Below are 15,294 nucleotides of genomic sequence, written 5' to 3'. Positions count from 1 at the left end.
AGAATGACATCCTGTCATATTTATTATAACCTTTTGTTAATTACATGTTATACAATGATTTTTATGTGGTAAAAGAAGCATTTTGCCAATGCTTCTTTTACCACATAAAAAAAGCCCTGATAAAAATCAGGGCTTTTTATCCATTAATCAGGACAAATTTTATTTACAATTCTTCATCTGGTGCTAAAGGTTCACCTGCTGAAGTTGAATCCGGAATTGTGGTAGCCGGTGTGCTTTGATCTACCGGAGAATCAATACCGCCTTCTGCTGCGTTAACATTTCCGTCAGCTTTGTTGCCACGGCCAGAACCACGACGACGGGTTGATTTCTTTTCGGTTGCTGCTGCATTTCCTTTGGTATAAACAGTATTGTAATCAACCAATTCGATAATGGCCATTTCAGCATTATCGCCTAAACGGTTTTCCATTTTTACAATACGCGTGTAACCACCTGGGCGGGTAGCAATTTTCTCGGCTACTTCGCGAAATAAAACGGTTAACGTTTCTTTATCTTTTAGATAGCTAAAAACAGTACGACGGGAATGTGTGGTATCGTTTTTGGATTTTGTTAATAAAGGCTCCACATACATACGCAAAGCTTTTGCTTTTGCCAATGTTGTGGTGATGCGCTTATGCAAAATAAGCGAAGAAGCCATATTTGCCAGCATCGCTTTGCGATGGCTGTCGGTGCGGCCTAAATGGTTTACTTTTTTTCCGTGTCTCATTTTTTATTTGTTTTTTGCACGTGCATACCGTTGGGCGATGGTTCAAACCCGCGGAATTATGCCAATGAATTATCTAATCCGTTCCTTTTCAGGAACCGGTTTTATTCTTCGTCTAATTTGTATTTTGAAAGGTTCATACCAAAAGAAAGTCCTTTTGATTTCACCAAATCCTGGATCTCGGTCAGTGATTTTTTACCAAAGTTTCTAAACTTTAACATATCAGCAACATCGTAAGAAACCAATTCGGCCAAAGTGCGGATGTCTGCTGCTTTTAAGCAATTTAAAGCCCGAACAGAAAGATCCAAATCAACCAATTCCGTTTTCAGGATTTTGCGCATGTGCAAAATTTCCTCGTCAACTTCTTTGGTTTCTTCTTTGGTTTGTGCTTCCAACATCATGTTTTCATCAGAAAACAACATAAAGTGCTGGATCAAAATTTTTGCAGCTTCTTTTAAGGCATCTTCCGGGTGGATAGAACCATCGGTTGCAATATCCAAAACCAATTTTTCGTAATCGGTTTTTTGTTCAACACGATAGTTTTCGATAACGTATTTTACGTTTTTTATCGGAGTGAAAATTGAATCCACTGCAATAACACCGACAACAGCGTCTGCATTTTTGTTCTCTTCACTTGGAACATAGCCTCTGCCTTTTGCAACTGTAAACTCAATTTCTAAAGTTACAGAAGAATCCATGTTGCAAATCACTAATTCAGGATTTAAAACACTGAAATTATTGGAAAACTTTGTAATGTCTCCTGCTTTAAAAGTGTCCTGGCCGTTGATGATGACAAATATTTTTTCGTTATCGCCAGAATCCCCGGTTTTTTTAAAACGTACTTGTTTTAAGTTTAGGATAATTTCGGTAACATCTTCAACAACACCTTTCATAGTTGAAAACTCATGGGTAACCCCGGAAAAACGAACGGAGGTAATTGCATAACCTTCTAACGAAGAAAGCAAAATACGACGTAAAGCATTACCGATAGTGATACCGAAACCTGGTTCTAAAGGACGAAATTCAAACGTGCCGTCAGAATCATTTGATTTCTGCATGATCACCTTATCTGGTTTTTGAAATGCTAATATGGCCATTATATACTATTAGTTATGTTTAAATGATTAAATTGAAAACGTAAAAACCGGCTAATTGCCGGTTATATTACATGATCATAATATTATTTAGAGTATAGCTCGACAATGAGGTTTTCCTTGATATTTTCAGGAATTTCATCGCGCTGCGGATAGTTGAGGAATTTCCCCGACAGGTTGTTTGGATCCCATTCCAACCAGCTAAACTTGTTTATCCTTCTTCCGGCTACTGTATTGGTAATAGCTTCTAAAGATTTAGATTTTTCGCGAACCGCAATTACATCGCCAGCCCTTAACGAGTAAGAAGGAATATTTACTGTTTCGTTGTTTACAGTGATATGTTTATGGCTAACCAACTGGCGGGCTGCAGAACGTGTTGGCGCAATACCTAAACGAAAAACTGCGTTGTCTAAACGTGCTTCTAATAATTTCAAAAGCATTTCACCGGTAACGCCAACGCTACTTGAAGCTTTGTGAAACAGGTTTTCAAACTGGCGTTCCAATACACCGTAAGTGTATTTAACTTTTTGTTTTTCCATCAACTGTACTGCATACTCGGATTGTTTGCCTCTTCTTTTAGAGGTTCCATGCATGCCAGGAGGATAATTCTTTTTTTCTAATGCTTTGTCAGGGCCAAAAATTGGTTCTCTGAATCTTCTTGCAATTTTGGACTTGGGTCCGGTATATCTGGCCATTTTTTGTTTTTTTAAAGTATCAGTATAAAAACAGTACTGAATCTTAGCTTTAAAATCGATTAATTAAACTCTTCTTCTTTTAGACGGGCGACAGCCGTTATGCGGCATCGGTGTAATGTCGCGGATGGTAGTTACTTCAATACCAGATGTTTGCAAAGTACGAATGGCAGACTCACGCCCTGCACCTGGGCCTTTTACAAAAACCTCTACTTTGCGCAAACCTAAATCATGTGCTGTTTTGGCACAATCTGCGGCTGCTTGTCCGGCTGCGTAAGGAGTATTCTTTTTAGAACCTTTAAAGCCCATCTTTCCTGCCGAAGACCAGGAAATAGCTTGTCCGTTATTGTTGGTTAACGTAACAATAATATTATTAAAAGTAGCATTGATATGCGCTTGGCCTACCGGCTCAATCACAACAATACGCTTTTTGGTAACTTTTTTAGTTTTAGCCATTTTATTGATTGATGATTAACAGCTCGTTCAATTAAACCAAAAAGCTGTTAACAATTAATGATTACTTAGTAACTTTTTTCTTGTTAGCTACAGTCTTACGTTTTCCTTTGCGGGTACGCGAATTGTTTTTGGTACGTTGTCCCCTTAATGGTAAACCTTTACGATGACGCGTTCCTCTGTAGCAGCCAATGTCCATTAAACGTTTGATGTTCAATTGAACTTCAGAACGTAATGAACCTTCAACTTTAATTTGGTCATTGATGATTCCACGAATAGCAGTTAGCTGCTCGTCAGACCAATCCTGAACTTTCACACTAAAATCAATGCCAGCTTGGGTCAAAATATTTTGAGCGGTAGATCTGCCGATTCCAAAAATATAAGTTAAACCAATCTCGCCTCTTTTGTTTCTTGGTAAATCAATACCTGCAATCCTTGCCATATTTTATTTAATATTTAGCCTGTTAAAAGAAGTATCCTTACTATTATTTACAGGAAGTTTAATTTATCCCTGACGTTGTTTAAACTTTGGGTTTTTCTTGTTGATAACGTAAAGCTTTCCTTTACGGCGTATGATCTTGCAATCTGCGCTTCTTTTTTTAATAGACGCCCTAACGTTCATTTTATTTGTATCTATAAGTGATCCTACCTTTTGTTAAATCATAAGGGCTCATTTCCAATTTAACCCGGTCGCCCGGTAAAATTTTGATATAATGCATTCGCATTTTACCAGATATGTGAGCAATTATTTCATGTCCATTCTCTAATTCTACGCGAAACATAGCATTAGATAATGCCTCTTTTATTACACCGTCTTGTTCAATCGAGGCTTGTTTAGCCATATTTTATTGATTTCTACTTCGTTGTCTATTTTTGAAGCGGGATGCAAAATTAACAATTTTTTATTAACTATTAATTTTTTCTTTTAAAACTTCTTCAATGTGTTCAAAAGAGGTTAAAATGTCTGCTTTGCCCTTTTTTACAGCAACTGTATGCTCATAATGGGCAGATGGTTTACCATCGGAAGTAGAAATTGTCCAACCATCGTCCCAAAACCTTACACCGGCACGTCCGGCATTTATCATGGGTTCAATGGCAATTACCATTCCTTCTTCCAGCTTAATTCCCGAACCTCTTTTGCCATAATTAGGAACGTCCGGCTTTTCGTGTAGTTTGGTTCCGACACCATGGCCAACTAATTCTTTTACCACTCCAAAATGAAATTTCTCGGCGTGTTCCTGAACTGCATAACCTACATCACCTATCCGCATTCCGGGTACTGCTTTTGATATACCTAATTCCAAACATTCCATTGTAACCTGCATCAATTTCTTGATCTCTTCACGTGGCTCGCCAACTGCAAAAGTATAAGCGGAATCACCGTAATATTTATTCATTACAACACCGCAATCAATAGAAATGATGTCGCCTGGAACCAACTCATATTTCCCAGGAAAACCATGTACTACTTGATTGTTTGGAGAAATACACAAAGAAAAAGGGAAACCATTGTAGTTTAGAAATGCAGGAACGCCACCGTTGTCTCTAATGAAAGTTTCGGCTCTTTTATTAAGTTCTATCGTTTTAACTCCTGGCTCAATCAGTTTGGCAATTTCTCCAAGCGTTTTAGAAACCAATTGGCAGCTTTGTCTGATTAGCTCAATCTCTTCTGCAGTTCTGTAATTAATCTTAGGCATTATATGCAATAACCAAAATCAAATTGTGGGTGGTGTTGTTCCGGCAGCAACAGGAATAGCAGTACGCCCTTTGATCCTGCCAGTTTTCATTAAGCCATCATAATGTCGCATCAATAAATGACTTTCGATTTGTTGCAAAGTATCTAAAACCACACCAACCAAGATGATCAGAGATGTCCCACCAAAAAATCGTGAAAACTGACTATTAACACCCAATTTTGATGCAATGGCAGGAATGATGGCTACAATGGCGAGAAAAATTGATCCTGGTAAAGTTATCCTTGAAATCACTGCATCAATGTATTCTGAAGTCATTAAACCTGGTTTTACACCTGGAATAAAACCTTGGTTCTTTTTCATGTCATCAGCCATTTGGTTAGGGTTAACCGTAATGGCTGTGTAGAAATAAGTGAAAAGGATAATCAAAATGGCAAAAATAATATTGTGGGTAAAAGAAGTATAGTCAGAAACTGCCATTAAAAAGCCATTAGATGCAGCGTTCGGAAAAAACGAAGCAACCGTAGCCGGAATAAACATCAAAGCTTGCGCAAAAATAATTGGCATAACGCCTGCTGCAGTAACTTTGAGCGGAATGTATTGGCGAACCCCACCATATTGCTTGTTGCCTACAATTCGTTTTGCGTATTGTACAGCAATTTTTCGTGTTCCCTGTACGATAAGGATCGTAAACATCACTACTGCAACCAATGCCACAATTTCAATTAAAAAGGCTATTGGCCCGCCGTTTCCGCTAATGCGGGAAGTAAATTCTGACAATATACCAAAAGGAAGTTGTGCAATAATACCAACCATAATGATCAGTGAAATTCCGTTTCCAATCCCTTTATCTGTAATTTTTTCGCCCAACCACATTACAAATAATGTACCTGCTGTTAATACAAAAACCGAAGAAATGGTAAACAAAGGTTCTCCGAACAGTTTAGCTTCAGGCGGAATCTGTGACTTAACATAACCTATTGCCTGAAGTGCAGTAATAAATATAGTTAAATAACGTGTCCACTGATTGATCTTGTTTCGGCCGCTTTCCCCCTCTTTTTGCAATTTTTGGAAATAAGGAACAGCTATACCCAACAATTGCATTACGATTGATGCAGAAATATAAGGCATTACACCTAAGGCAAAAATAGAAGACCTTGAAAAAGAGCCTCCCGCAAACATATTCAATAAACCTAAAACTCCTTCTCTTGTCTTCTGTGAATCAATTGCATTAGCATCAACCCCTGGAATAGTAATAAAAGAACCGATACGGTATATTAAAAGAAATAAGAGTGTGTTGATAATACGCACTCTTAAATCATCAATTTTCCAAATATTGGAAAGTGTGTTGAAGAATTTCTTCATTGAAATTTATAACTTAACGGTAGATCCACCCGCTGATTCTATTGCTTTTTGTGCTGTCGCTGTAAAAGCGTGTGCTTTCACTTCTAACTTAGCTTTTAACTCACCACGGCCTAAAATTTTTACCAAGTCGTTTCTGGATACTAATCCATGTGTTTTTAATGCATCGAAATCAACTGCAGATAAATTAAATTTTTCTACCAGTTCTTGCAAAACATCTAAGTTGATACCTACATATTCTTTACGGTTAGGATTTTTAAATCCAACTTTCGGAACACGGCGTTGCAAAGGCATCTGTCCGCCTTCGAAACCCACTTTTGATGAAGTACCGGAACGGGAACCTGCACCTTTATGTCCGCGGGTTGAAGTTCCGCCACGGCCAGAACCTGTACCTCTACCAATACGTTTTCTTGTTTTTGTAGAGCCTGTTGCTGGTTTTAAATTACTTAAATTCATTATGTTAAATATTTTCTACGGCTACCAAATGATTTACTGTACGAACCATACCAATGATGGCATCGTTGGCTTCTACCTCAACACTTTGGCTGATTTTTCTTAAACCCAAAGCCTTCATGGTCAGTTTTTGGCGTTCGCTTCTGTCGATAACGCTTTTTACCTGTGTTATTTTTATCTTAGCCATGTTATATTAACCGTTAAAAACTTTTCCTAAATCAATTCCGCGTTGTTGTGCTACCGTGTACGCATCACGTAATTGTGATAATGCCGAAACAGTAGCTTTTACCACGTTGTGTGGGTTTGAAGAACCTTTTGATTTTGCCAAAACGTTGTGCACACCTGCTGATTCTAAAACGGCACGCATGGCACCACCGGCAATTACACCCGTACCAACAGCAGCAGGTTTGATAAACACAAAACCACCGGAAAATTTACCGATTTGCTCATGCGGAATAGTGCTGTTGATGATCGGAACTTTCACCAGGTTCTTTTTAGCATCGTCAATGCCTTTAGCAATTGCTTCGGTTACTTCTTTTGCCTTGCCTAAACCATAACCAACCACACCGTTTTCATCTCCAACCACAACAATAGCCGAAAAACTGAAAGTACGTCCACCTTTGGTTACTTTGGCAACACGTTGGATGCTTACCAAACGATCTTTTAATTCAATCTCGCTTGATTTAACTCTTTTTATATTGATAGATGACATTTTGCTAATTGAATTAAAATATTAAACCGCCTTCACGTGCACCTTCTGCCAAAGATTTGATCCTTCCGTGATATAAATAACCGTTACGGTCAAAAACTACTTCTTTAATACCGGCAGCAATTGCTTTTTCTGCAACCAATTTTCCAACAGCAACTGATTGATCTGATTTTGATCCTTCGGCTGTAAATTCTTTGGACAAAGAGGAAGCAGAAACCAAAGTTTTTCCGGACAAGTCATCAATAACTTGTGCATAAATACCCTTGTTGCTTCTAAAAACAGATAAACGCGGACGTTCTGGAGAACCAGCCAAACGTTTTCTGATGCCTTTTTTTATTCTTTCTCTTCTTGATAATTTACCTAACATAACAATTATTTTTTTGATGCAGATTTACCCGCTTTTCTTCTTAATTGCTCACCAACAAACTTGATACCTTTACCTTTATATGGTTCTGGTGCCCGCAATGAACGTATTTTCGCTGCAACCTGTCCTAATAACTGCTTGTCAATAGATTCAAGTATAATTGTAGGGTTTTTTCCTTTTTCTGCAGTTGTGGTTACTTTAATTTCTTTCGGCAATTCAAACACATAATGGTGAGAGAAACCCAAAACCAAATCCAATGTATTTCCTGTATTGGTTGCTCTGTAACCAACACCAACCAACTCTTGCTCTAACTTGTAGCCTTCGGTAACACCAATGACCATATTATTAACCAAAGAACGGTACAAACCGTGCAATGCTTTATGACGTTTTTGCTCTGAAGGTCTTTTCACAACTAATTTGTCTTCTTCCTGCTCAATCGTGATATCACTGTCAACTTGTTGGGTTAAAGATCCTTTCGGTCCTTTAACGGTAACTAAATTATCTGGTGATACAGAAACGGTAACACTACCTGGTAATGTAACGGGCGCTTTTCCTATTCTCGACATTTTTAATTCCTCCGATTAATAAATGTAACATAAAACTTCGCCACCAATATTTTGCTGCTTTGCTTCTTTATCGGTCATTACACCTTTAGAAGTTGACAATATCGCGATACCTAAACCATTCAATACACGCGGCATGTTTTCTACGCCTGCATATCTACGTAGCCCTGGTCTGCTAATACGTGATAAATTACGGATCGCAGAGATTTTGGTAACTGGATTGTATTTTAAAGCTACTTTGATAATGCCTTGTGTAGCGGTATCGTCAAATTTGTAGTTGGCAATGTAGCCTTTATCAAAAAGTACTTTGGTGATTTCTTTTTTGATGTTTGATGCCGGGATCTCAACAACACGGTGGTTTGCTTTGATCGCGTTTCTTACTCGTGTAAGATAATCTGCAATTGGATCTGTATTCATTTACTGTTATAATTCTGATAATGGTATCGGCCAAGGCCTTCCTGCCGACCTGTTATCAATTCAAATTTTTATGTGGTAAAAGAAGCATTGTGCTCATTAACTTCGTTCCGAAGAATTTATGGTCAACTACCAGCTTGCTTTTTTTACCCCCGGAATTTTTCCGGCCAATGCCATTTCCCGGAAAGAAACCCTGGAAATACCGAACTGACGCATGTAACCACGTGGGCGGCCAGTTAATTTATCCCGATTGTGCTGACGAATAGGTGAAGCATTGCGTGGCAGTTTATCTAAACCTACATAATCACCGGCAGCTTTTAAGGCAGCCCTCTTTTCAGCATATTTGGCAACAGCCTTTGCACGTTTTACATCCCGTGCTTTTACACCTTCTTTAGCCATTATTGTTGTTGGTATTTTGGTTTTTAAATGGTAACCCAAATGATTTTAAAAGTTCTAATGCTTCCACATCATTTTTTGCAGAAGTAACAAAGGTAATATCCATACCCATAATCTTGTTGATCTTATCAATATTGATTTCCGGAAAGATGATTTGCTCGGTAATACCCAAAGTGTAATTACCTTTTCCATCAAAACCTTTATCGTTAATTCCTTTAAAATCGCGGATACGTGGTAAAGCTACGGAAATTAAACGATCTAAAAACTCATACATGTGATTATCACGCAAAGTAACACGCACGCCAACGGGCATACCTTTACGCAATTTAAAGTTAGAGATATCCTTTTTTGATTTGGATGAAACCGCTTGCTGGCCGGTAATCGTGGTCAATTCTGCAATGGCAGTATCAATCAACTTCTTATCTGTAGTAGCAGCGCCAACGCCTTGGTTGATCGCAATTTTTTCCAATTTTGGAACCTGCATCACACTTTTGTATTGGAATTTATCCTTTAACGAAGTGCGGATATCGTCTTTATATTGTGATTTTAATCTTGGTACGTATGCCATTATTTAATTTCCTCCCCAGATTTTTTTGACACCCTTACCAATTTACCCTGCTCGTCTCTTTTTCTTCCTGTACGGGTAGTGTTACCGGTTTTAGGATCAACCAAAGCCAAATTTGAAATATGGATAGGTGCTTCTTTTTTAACTATTCCTCCGTTAGGGTTAGCTGCATTTGGTTTGGTATGTTTGGTAACCATATTTACACCTTCAACCAAAGCCCTGCTTTCGCTCAATATCACCTCGGTTATTTTTCCCTGAGATCCTTTTGAATCACCTGCTATTACTTTTACCAGATCACCTTTGCGGAGTTTAAATTTGATCTGGGAATTACTTTTCTTTTCCATGTTATAATACTTCTGGTGCTAATGATACAATCTTCATGAATTGTTTTTCCCGAAGTTCCCTGGCCACCGGGCCAAATATACGGGTTCCCCTTGGCTCATCCTGATTATTCAGAAGAACAGCAGCATTATCATCGAAACGAATGTAAGAACCGTCTTTTCTTCTTACTTCTTTACTGGTCCTAACCACAACTGCTTTAGAAACTGTACCTTTTTTAACGTTGCCCGATGGCAGAGCGCTTTTTACAGTTACCACAATTTTATCGCCTAAAGAAGCATATCTTTTGCCCGTGCCGCCCAATACCCGAATTACGAGTACCTCTTTGGCCCCGCTGTTATCGGCAACGTTTAATCTTGATTCCTGCTGTACCATTACTTAGCTTTTTCTACAATTTGAACTAATCTCCAATTTTTGTTCTTGCTAAGAGGGCGGGTTTCCATAATGGTAACTGTATCTCCTATACCGCAAGTGTTTGCTTCATCATGAGCCATGAATTTGGTCGTTTTCTTTACAAACTTACCGTAAATCGGGTGTTTCACCTTACGCTCAACGGAAACCACAATTGATTTATCCATCTTGTTGGATACCACCAATCCCGTTCTTGTTTTTCTTAAATTTCTTTCCATTTTAATTCGAATGATTAAATTGTTTCAGAAGTTGGAACCGATTTGCGTTTGGTAATTTCAGTATTTAAACGAGCTATATCTTTCTTGATTTTTGCAATACGGGAAGGATTTTCAATAGCAGAAACGGTGTGCGCAAATTTTAATTTAGTCAGGGTAGATTTTTCTTCTGCCAAACGGGCAGTAAGTTCTTCTGTTGACAGTTCTAAAATTTCTGAATTCTTCATCTTGTTTTTATTTCGCCCGAAGAGCCTGTGCTTTCAGGATTCGGTTTGTTAATTAATTATTCTGCTTCTACGTAATCCCGTCTTACCACAAACTTCGTTTGCACTGGTAATTTTTGTGCGGCAAGGCGCATGGCTTCTTTAGCTGTTTCAAGGGATACACCTTCTGCTTCAAAGATGATCCTTCCTGGGTTAACAACAGCCACCCAATATTCTGGCGCGCCTTTACCTTTACCCATACGTACTTCGGCTGGTTTTTTGGTTACTGGCTTATCAGGGAAAATCCGAATCCAAACCTGTCCTTCACGTTTCATAAAACGGGTAACAGCGATACGGGCAGATTCTATTTGACGACTGGTGATCCAGGCAGGCTCCAAAGACTTGATTCCGAATGAACCGAATGAAAGTTCGGCGCCACGGGTGGCCACACCTTTCATCCTGCCTTTTTGCATTTTCCTAAATTTCGTTCTTTTGGGCTGTAGCATTACTTTAAACTTTTACTGTGATACAAAACTTATCTCGTTTTGAATATAATTATCTTCTTTTTGCGCCAGGTGCACCTCCGCCGCCTCTCTGATTGGAGTTGTTACCACCGCCTCTCGGGCCGTTGTTGTTTCCTCCGCCAGATCTTCTGTCGTTGTTATTGTTGTTTCTACGATCCCCGCCGCCGCCGCCCGCATTCCTTCTGTCGCCACCACGCTCACGGTCGCCATAAGCAGCAGCACCTTCCGGACGTCCTCCTTTGGTATTCGTGTTGGTGTTAGCGCCGATGTTTGGAGATAGATCGCGTTTACCGTAAACCTCGCCTTTGCAAATCCAAACCTTAACCCCTATTTTACCATAAGTAGTCAAAGCTTCTGCCAATGCATAATCAATATCGGCACGGAAAGTATGCAAAGGGATCCTTCCTTCTTTATATTGTTCGGTACGTGCCATTTCAGCACCGCCTAAACGACCGGAACACATAATTTTGATACCTTCTGCCCCCATTCGCATGGTAGAAGCAATGGTAGTTTTCATGGCCCGACGGAAAGAAATACGTGCCTCTAATTGCTTGGCCACACCTTCTGCCACTAATTGTGCATCCAGCTCCGGACGTTTAATTTCAAAAATATTGATTTGGATGTCCTTTTTAGTCAGCTTTTTAAGCTCTTCTTTAATCTTGTCAACTTCCTGTCCGCCTTTACCAATTACGATGCCTGGACGAGCAGTGTGAATAGTAACCGTGATCCGTTTTAAAGTACGCTCGATCACTACTTTGGCTACGCCGCCTTTCGCAATACGTACAGATAAATATTTACGGATTTTTTCATCTTCCACTAATTTGTCGGAGTAATTATTGCCACCGAACCAGTTAGAATCCCATCCTCTGATGATCCCTAACCTGTTGCCTATTGGATGTGCTTTTTGTCCCATTACAAATTATATGTTATCATTTTTAGAATCTACTATTAACGTTACATGGTTAGAACGTTTTCTAATCCGGTAACCTCTGCCTTGAGGTGCCGGGCGCAATCTTTTTAACTGACGACCGCCACCCACTGAAATTTCCTTTACAAAAAGAGCACTGTCCTCAACGCGTTTGCCTTCGTTCTTTAACTCCCAATTTTTGATGGCAGACAACAAAAGTTTCTCAACCCTGATTGCTGCTTCTTTATTGGTATATTTTAAAATGTATAAAGCTTTCTCTACGTTTTCTCCTCTGATCAGGTCAACCACCAAACGCATCTTGCGCGGTGAGGTTGGACAGTTTTGTAGCTTAGCAGCAGAAGCTCCGCCTTGTTGAGCTTTTTCTTGCTCTTTGCGTTGTCTGACTAATACAGACTTTTTAATTTTTGTTGTTGCTTCCATTACCGCTTATTTTTTCTTTTCAGAGTGACCCCTGAAAGTACGTGTGGGAGAAAATTCCCCTAACTTGTGTCCAACCATATTTTCTGTTACATAAACCGGTATAAACTTGTTACCGTTATGTACCGCGAACGTATGACCAACGAAATCCGGAGAAATCATGGAACGACGCGACCAGGTTTTGACTACTGATTTTTTGTTTGAATCATTCAGGGTCAGAACTTTTCTTTCCAGGTTATGATCAATATAAGGTCCTTTTTTAATTGAACGTGCCATTATTTTTTCTTTCTTTCGACGATGTAACGATCAGATGATTTCTTTTTATCACGGGTTTTAAAGCCTTTAGCCAACAAACCTTTACGAGAGCGGGGATGGCCTCCGGAAGCCCTACCTTCACCACCACCCATCGGGTGATCTACCGGGTTCATGGCAACACCACGAACTCTTGGCCTGCGGCCTAACCAACGTTTGCGGCCGGCTTTTCCTAATACTTCGTTTGCCTTCTCAGAATTGGAAACCGTTCCAATAGTGGCTAAACAAGTAGCCAGAATCATCCGTGTTTCTCCCGAAGGCAATTTGATAATTGCATATTTACCATCCCGTGCAGATAATTGTGCATACGTTCCGGCTGACCTTGCAATGATACCGCCCTGGCCAGGGTTCATTTCGATATTGTGAATAATTGAACCTAAAGGAATGCTTTTTAAAGGTAAAGTATTGCCAACTTCTGGTGGAACTGCATCTCCTGAAAGAACAGTTTGTCCAACCTTAATGCCTTCCGGCGCCAGCATGTATCTTTTTTCTCCATCAACATAATTTAGCAAAACAATACGTGCTGATCTATTCGGGTCATATTCGATTGTAGCTACCGTAGCCGGGATATCAAATTTATTACGCTTGAAATCAATTAACCTATATGATTTTTTATGTCCGCCGCCAACATTTCTGATAGTCATTTTACCAGAGTGGTTACGACCACCTGATTTTTTATGTGAAACAACCAATGATTTTTCAGGAACATTCGTAGTAATATCCGAATAATCGCCTCCAACTCTGAATCGGGTACCAGGTGTAACCGGTTTAAATCTTTTAACTGCCATTTTCTTAATTAGATATTAGTACTGTAAAAATCAATTGTTTCGCCATCTTTCAAGGTAACAACAGCTTTTTTATACTTTGAAGGCCTGCCGGAAACAGAACCTGCTTTTGTATTGCGGCTTTTCAGTTTACCCTCGTAACGCATCGTGTTTACAGCTTCTACATTTACGCCGTACATGGCTTCAATTGCTCCTTTTATCTGTATTTTATTGGATTTAGGATCAACAATGAAAGCATAACGGTTTAACTTTTCTGTTAACTTGGTTACTTTTTCCGTAAGCAAAGGTTTCTTTAGGATTTCCATATTACTTAGCTAATGCTTCCTCCAAAGTTTTAACAGAACTCGCAGTCAACAAAAGCCTGCCTGCGTTTAACACATCATAAGTGTTTAACTGATCGGCTGTGATTACTTTTGCTTTTTTGATATTTCTGCTTGATAAATAAATGTTGTTGTTAGCTGACGGAAGAACCAGTAAAGTTTTTTCGTCAGTAAAATTTAAACCGGCAACTAAATTGATGTAGTTTTTGGTCTTGATCGAATCAAAGTTGAAATCTTCCAACACCACAATGTGGTTGTCTTGCGCTTTGTATGACAAAGCAGATTTACGGGCCAGTGATTTTAATTTCTTGTTCAGCTTAAAACTGTAATCGCGCGGCTGCGGACCAAATACACGGCCACCACCATTAAACAAAGGCGATTTGATACTACCGGCACGTGCGCCGCCGGTTCCTTTTTGTTTATGAATTTTACGGGTAGAACCTGCAATTTCGTTGCGCTGTTTAGCTTTATGTGTTCCCTGGCGTTGATTGGCCAGGTATTGTTTTACGTCTAAATAAATGGCATGATCATTAGGTTCAACGCCAAATACCGAATCAGGAAGCTGCACCCGGGCACCAGTTTCTTGTCCTGAAACATTTAATACAACTACTTCCATTATTTGTCGATAATTACAAATGAACCCTTAGCACCAGGTATTGAACCTTTTACCACCAATAAATTCTGTTCGTTATAAACCTTTAATACTTCCAGGTTTTGAACTTTCACACGGCTGTTACCGGTTTGACCCGCCATACGCATGCCTTTAAATACACGTGAAGGCCAAGAAGAAGCACCTAATGAACCAGGAGCCCTCAAACGGTTGTGCTGGCCATGCGTTTGCATACCCACACCACCAAAACCATGACGTTTTACAACCCCTTGAAAACCTTTACCTTTGGATGTTCCTACAACATCTACAAAGTCTCCGGCTGCAAATAGCTCAACAGTAATGGTATCACCTAATGATTTTTGATCCGGAAAAGTTTTGAATTCAACCAGTTTTTTCTTTGGCGTGGTTCCTGCCTTAGAAAAATGGCCTTTTAACGGCCCGGAAGTATTTTTTTCCTTCTTTTCTGCGTATGCCAACTGAACAGCAGCATATCCGTCTGTTTCTACAGACTTAACCTGTGTAACTACACAGGGGCCAGCTTCGATTACGGTACAAGGAATGTTTTTCCCTGTTTCATCGAAAATGCTGGTCATTCCTACTTTTTTACCAATAATTCCTGACATTTTCTTAATTAATTTGTTGTTGTCCATCGAAGCAGTAGGGCTTCGTTCAAGACATTCTTCCCCTTTTCGGGACGGCAAAGATAGGAATGTTTGATTAATTATCAAATAGTTACAAAAGAAATTTTTA

The 15,294-nt window shown here is 39.4% G+C and carries 29 protein-coding genes; all 29 read right to left on the bottom strand.

From position 1 onward, the window contains the following. Positions 1-163: 163 nt before the first annotated feature. A complete protein-coding gene (gene rplQ, locus V5804_RS02275) occupies positions 164-724 on the bottom strand; it encodes a 50S ribosomal protein L17 (protein WP_369589747.1) in 561 nt (186 codons plus the stop codon). Between the two features lie 101 nt (positions 725-825). Further along, complete coding sequence (locus tag V5804_RS02270; protein WP_369589746.1) at positions 826-1,818, bottom strand: DNA-directed RNA polymerase subunit alpha; 993 nt, start codon at positions 1,816-1,818, stop codon at positions 826-828. 83 nt (positions 1,819-1,901) lie between these two features. Further along, positions 1,902-2,510: a 30S ribosomal protein S4 gene (gene rpsD, locus V5804_RS02265; protein ID WP_369589745.1), complete on the bottom strand. Its 609-nt coding sequence runs from the start codon at positions 2,508-2,510 to the stop codon at positions 1,902-1,904. Between the two features lie 63 nt (positions 2,511-2,573). After that, positions 2,574-2,963, bottom strand: a complete 390-nt coding sequence (gene rpsK / locus V5804_RS02260) for a 30S ribosomal protein S11 (protein WP_369589744.1) — start codon at positions 2,961-2,963, stop codon at positions 2,574-2,576. A gap of 61 nt (positions 2,964-3,024) precedes the next feature. After that, positions 3,025-3,402: a 30S ribosomal protein S13 gene (gene rpsM, locus V5804_RS02255; protein ID WP_299289815.1), complete on the bottom strand. Its 378-nt coding sequence runs from the start codon at positions 3,400-3,402 to the stop codon at positions 3,025-3,027. 63 nt (positions 3,403-3,465) lie between these two features. Further along, positions 3,466-3,582, bottom strand: a complete 117-nt coding sequence (gene rpmJ / locus V5804_RS02250; protein ID WP_369589743.1) for a 50S ribosomal protein L36 — start codon at positions 3,580-3,582, stop codon at positions 3,466-3,468. A gap of 1 nt (position 3,583) precedes the next feature. Further along, positions 3,584-3,802, bottom strand: a complete 219-nt coding sequence (gene infA / locus V5804_RS02245; RefSeq protein WP_013665023.1) for a translation initiation factor IF-1 — start codon at positions 3,800-3,802, stop codon at positions 3,584-3,586. A 63-nt stretch (positions 3,803-3,865) separates the two neighbouring features. Continuing rightward, a complete protein-coding gene (gene map, locus V5804_RS02240; protein ID WP_369589742.1) occupies positions 3,866-4,657 on the bottom strand; it encodes a type I methionyl aminopeptidase in 792 nt (263 codons plus the stop codon). A gap of 18 nt (positions 4,658-4,675) precedes the next feature. Next, positions 4,676-6,019, bottom strand: coding sequence for a preprotein translocase subunit SecY (secY, locus tag V5804_RS02235; RefSeq protein ID WP_369589741.1), 1,344 nt, complete (start codon positions 6,017-6,019; stop codon positions 4,676-4,678). A 6-nt stretch (positions 6,020-6,025) separates the two neighbouring features. Continuing rightward, positions 6,026-6,472, bottom strand: coding sequence for a 50S ribosomal protein L15 (gene rplO / locus V5804_RS02230; protein WP_369589740.1), 447 nt, complete (start codon positions 6,470-6,472; stop codon positions 6,026-6,028). A 4-nt stretch (positions 6,473-6,476) separates the two neighbouring features. After that, entirely contained in the window at positions 6,477-6,656 is a 180-nt protein-coding gene (gene rpmD, locus V5804_RS02225; RefSeq protein WP_369589739.1) for a 50S ribosomal protein L30, read from the bottom strand. A 6-nt stretch (positions 6,657-6,662) separates the two neighbouring features. Then, entirely contained in the window at positions 6,663-7,181 is a 519-nt protein-coding gene (gene rpsE, locus V5804_RS02220; protein ID WP_369589738.1) for a 30S ribosomal protein S5, read from the bottom strand. A gap of 13 nt (positions 7,182-7,194) precedes the next feature. Continuing rightward, positions 7,195-7,545 carry a 50S ribosomal protein L18 gene (rplR, locus tag V5804_RS02215; RefSeq protein ID WP_369589737.1) on the bottom strand — a complete coding sequence of 117 codons (351 nt, stop codon included), beginning with the start codon at positions 7,543-7,545 and terminating at the stop codon, positions 7,195-7,197. A gap of 5 nt (positions 7,546-7,550) precedes the next feature. Beyond that, positions 7,551-8,108, bottom strand: a complete 558-nt coding sequence (gene rplF, locus V5804_RS02210) for a 50S ribosomal protein L6 (protein ID WP_369589736.1) — start codon at positions 8,106-8,108, stop codon at positions 7,551-7,553. A gap of 15 nt (positions 8,109-8,123) precedes the next feature. Then, positions 8,124-8,522 carry a 30S ribosomal protein S8 gene (gene rpsH, locus V5804_RS02205; RefSeq protein WP_369589735.1) on the bottom strand — a complete coding sequence of 133 codons (399 nt, stop codon included), beginning with the start codon at positions 8,520-8,522 and terminating at the stop codon, positions 8,124-8,126. 126 nt (positions 8,523-8,648) lie between these two features. Beyond that, complete coding sequence (gene rpsN / locus V5804_RS02200; protein ID WP_369589734.1) at positions 8,649-8,918, bottom strand: 30S ribosomal protein S14; 270 nt, start codon at positions 8,916-8,918, stop codon at positions 8,649-8,651. Then, positions 8,911-9,483, bottom strand: coding sequence for a 50S ribosomal protein L5 (gene rplE, locus V5804_RS02195; protein ID WP_299289824.1), 573 nt, complete (start codon positions 9,481-9,483; stop codon positions 8,911-8,913). Before rplE ends, rpsN begins: the two co-directional genes overlap by 8 nt. Further along, on the bottom strand, positions 9,483-9,824 hold the full coding sequence (rplX, locus tag V5804_RS02190; protein ID WP_369589733.1) for a 50S ribosomal protein L24: 342 nt from the start codon (positions 9,822-9,824) through the stop codon (positions 9,483-9,485). The genes rplE and rplX overlap by 1 nt, the downstream gene beginning before the upstream one ends. Before the next feature lies 1 nt (position 9,825). Continuing rightward, complete coding sequence (gene rplN, locus V5804_RS02185; RefSeq protein ID WP_157566169.1) at positions 9,826-10,194, bottom strand: 50S ribosomal protein L14; 369 nt, start codon at positions 10,192-10,194, stop codon at positions 9,826-9,828. Next, a complete protein-coding gene (gene rpsQ, locus V5804_RS02180) occupies positions 10,194-10,448 on the bottom strand; it encodes a 30S ribosomal protein S17 (RefSeq protein WP_157566166.1) in 255 nt (84 codons plus the stop codon). The genes rplN and rpsQ overlap by 1 nt, the downstream gene beginning before the upstream one ends. A 14-nt stretch (positions 10,449-10,462) precedes the next feature. Next, positions 10,463-10,672 (bottom strand): 50S ribosomal protein L29, encoded by a 210-nt coding sequence (gene rpmC, locus V5804_RS02175; protein ID WP_369589732.1) that lies wholly within the window; start codon positions 10,670-10,672, stop codon positions 10,463-10,465. Between the two features lie 56 nt (positions 10,673-10,728). Continuing rightward, entirely contained in the window at positions 10,729-11,154 is a 426-nt protein-coding gene (rplP, locus tag V5804_RS02170; RefSeq protein WP_369589731.1) for a 50S ribosomal protein L16, read from the bottom strand. A gap of 49 nt (positions 11,155-11,203) precedes the next feature. Next, a complete protein-coding gene (gene rpsC, locus V5804_RS02165; RefSeq protein ID WP_369589730.1) occupies positions 11,204-12,085 on the bottom strand; it encodes a 30S ribosomal protein S3 in 882 nt (293 codons plus the stop codon). A 6-nt stretch (positions 12,086-12,091) separates the two neighbouring features. After that, a complete protein-coding gene (gene rplV, locus V5804_RS02160; protein WP_369589729.1) occupies positions 12,092-12,520 on the bottom strand; it encodes a 50S ribosomal protein L22 in 429 nt (142 codons plus the stop codon). Positions 12,521-12,526: 6 nt separating this feature from the next. Further along, positions 12,527-12,793, bottom strand: coding sequence for a 30S ribosomal protein S19 (rpsS, locus tag V5804_RS02155; protein ID WP_174290448.1), 267 nt, complete (start codon positions 12,791-12,793; stop codon positions 12,527-12,529). Then, complete coding sequence (gene rplB, locus V5804_RS02150; RefSeq protein WP_369589728.1) at positions 12,793-13,617, bottom strand: 50S ribosomal protein L2; 825 nt, start codon at positions 13,615-13,617, stop codon at positions 12,793-12,795. Before rplB ends, rpsS begins: the two co-directional genes overlap by 1 nt. An 8-nt stretch (positions 13,618-13,625) precedes the next feature. Then, complete coding sequence (rplW, locus tag V5804_RS02145) at positions 13,626-13,919, bottom strand: 50S ribosomal protein L23 (RefSeq protein ID WP_369589727.1); 294 nt, start codon at positions 13,917-13,919, stop codon at positions 13,626-13,628. A gap of 1 nt (position 13,920) precedes the next feature. Then, positions 13,921-14,550: a 50S ribosomal protein L4 gene (gene rplD, locus V5804_RS02140; RefSeq protein ID WP_369589726.1), complete on the bottom strand. Its 630-nt coding sequence runs from the start codon at positions 14,548-14,550 to the stop codon at positions 13,921-13,923. Further along, positions 14,550-15,167, bottom strand: coding sequence for a 50S ribosomal protein L3 (gene rplC, locus V5804_RS02135; protein ID WP_369589834.1), 618 nt, complete (start codon positions 15,165-15,167; stop codon positions 14,550-14,552). Before rplC ends, rplD begins: the two co-directional genes overlap by 1 nt. Positions 15,168-15,294: the final 127 nt, after the last annotated feature.

This window comes from Mucilaginibacter sp., from assembly GCF_041088075.1.
In the GTDB taxonomy this organism is placed as follows: Bacteria; Bacteroidota; Bacteroidia; order Sphingobacteriales; family Sphingobacteriaceae; genus Mucilaginibacter_A.
This window is presented reverse-complemented; position numbering and strand designations above follow the sequence as displayed.

Bases quoted from the DNA above. Each gene is read 5' to 3' on its own strand.
- rplQ (WP_369589747.1), bottom strand. From the start codon at position 724: ATGAGACACGGAAAAAAAGTAAACCATTTAGGCCGCACCGACAGCCAT.
- V5804_RS02270 (WP_369589746.1), bottom strand. From the start codon at position 1,818: ATGGCCATATTAGCATTTCAAAAACCAGATAAGGTGATCATGCAGAAA.
- rpsD (WP_369589745.1), bottom strand. From the start codon at position 2,510: ATGGCCAGATATACCGGACCCAAGTCCAAAATTGCAAGAAGATTCAGA.
- rpsK (WP_369589744.1), bottom strand. From the start codon at position 2,963: ATGGCTAAAACTAAAAAAGTTACCAAAAAGCGTATTGTTGTGATTGAG.
- rpsM (WP_299289815.1), bottom strand. From the start codon at position 3,402: ATGGCAAGGATTGCAGGTATTGATTTACCAAGAAACAAAAGAGGCGAG.
- rpmJ (WP_369589743.1), bottom strand. From the start codon at position 3,582: ATGAACGTTAGGGCGTCTATTAAAAAAAGAAGCGCAGATTGCAAGATC.
- infA (WP_013665023.1), bottom strand. From the start codon at position 3,802: ATGGCTAAACAAGCCTCGATTGAACAAGACGGTGTAATAAAAGAGGCA.
- map (WP_369589742.1), bottom strand. From the start codon at position 4,657: ATGCCTAAGATTAATTACAGAACTGCAGAAGAGATTGAGCTAATCAGA.
- secY (WP_369589741.1), bottom strand. From the start codon at position 6,019: ATGAAGAAATTCTTCAACACACTTTCCAATATTTGGAAAATTGATGAT.
- rplO (WP_369589740.1), bottom strand. From the start codon at position 6,472: ATGAATTTAAGTAATTTAAAACCAGCAACAGGCTCTACAAAAACAAGA.
- rpmD (WP_369589739.1), bottom strand. From the start codon at position 6,656: ATGGCTAAGATAAAAATAACACAGGTAAAAAGCGTTATCGACAGAAGC.
- rpsE (WP_369589738.1), bottom strand. From the start codon at position 7,181: ATGTCATCTATCAATATAAAAAGAGTTAAATCAAGCGAGATTGAATTA.
- rplR (WP_369589737.1), bottom strand. From the start codon at position 7,545: ATGTTAGGTAAATTATCAAGAAGAGAAAGAATAAAAAAAGGCATCAGA.
- rplF (WP_369589736.1), bottom strand. From the start codon at position 8,108: ATGTCGAGAATAGGAAAAGCGCCCGTTACATTACCAGGTAGTGTTACC.
- rpsH (WP_369589735.1), bottom strand. From the start codon at position 8,522: ATGAATACAGATCCAATTGCAGATTATCTTACACGAGTAAGAAACGCG.
- rpsN (WP_369589734.1), bottom strand. From the start codon at position 8,918: ATGGCTAAAGAAGGTGTAAAAGCACGGGATGTAAAACGTGCAAAGGCT.
- rplE (WP_299289824.1), bottom strand. From the start codon at position 9,483: ATGGCATACGTACCAAGATTAAAATCACAATATAAAGACGATATCCGC.
- rplX (WP_369589733.1), bottom strand. From the start codon at position 9,824: ATGGAAAAGAAAAGTAATTCCCAGATCAAATTTAAACTCCGCAAAGGT.
- rplN (WP_157566169.1), bottom strand. From the start codon at position 10,194: ATGGTACAGCAGGAATCAAGATTAAACGTTGCCGATAACAGCGGGGCC.
- rpsQ (WP_157566166.1), bottom strand. From the start codon at position 10,448: ATGGAAAGAAATTTAAGAAAAACAAGAACGGGATTGGTGGTATCCAAC.
- rpmC (WP_369589732.1), bottom strand. From the start codon at position 10,672: ATGAAGAATTCAGAAATTTTAGAACTGTCAACAGAAGAACTTACTGCC.
- rplP (WP_369589731.1), bottom strand. From the start codon at position 11,154: ATGCTACAGCCCAAAAGAACGAAATTTAGGAAAATGCAAAAAGGCAGG.
- rpsC (WP_369589730.1), bottom strand. From the start codon at position 12,085: ATGGGACAAAAAGCACATCCAATAGGCAACAGGTTAGGGATCATCAGA.
- rplV (WP_369589729.1), bottom strand. From the start codon at position 12,520: ATGGAAGCAACAACAAAAATTAAAAAGTCTGTATTAGTCAGACAACGC.
- rpsS (WP_174290448.1), bottom strand. From the start codon at position 12,793: ATGGCACGTTCAATTAAAAAAGGACCTTATATTGATCATAACCTGGAA.
- rplB (WP_369589728.1), bottom strand. From the start codon at position 13,617: ATGGCAGTTAAAAGATTTAAACCGGTTACACCTGGTACCCGATTCAGA.
- rplW (WP_369589727.1), bottom strand. From the start codon at position 13,919: ATGGAAATCCTAAAGAAACCTTTGCTTACGGAAAAAGTAACCAAGTTA.
- rplD (WP_369589726.1), bottom strand. From the start codon at position 14,550: ATGGAAGTAGTTGTATTAAATGTTTCAGGACAAGAAACTGGTGCCCGG.
- rplC (WP_369589834.1), bottom strand. From the start codon at position 15,167: ATGTCAGGAATTATTGGTAAAAAAGTAGGAATGACCAGCATTTTCGAT.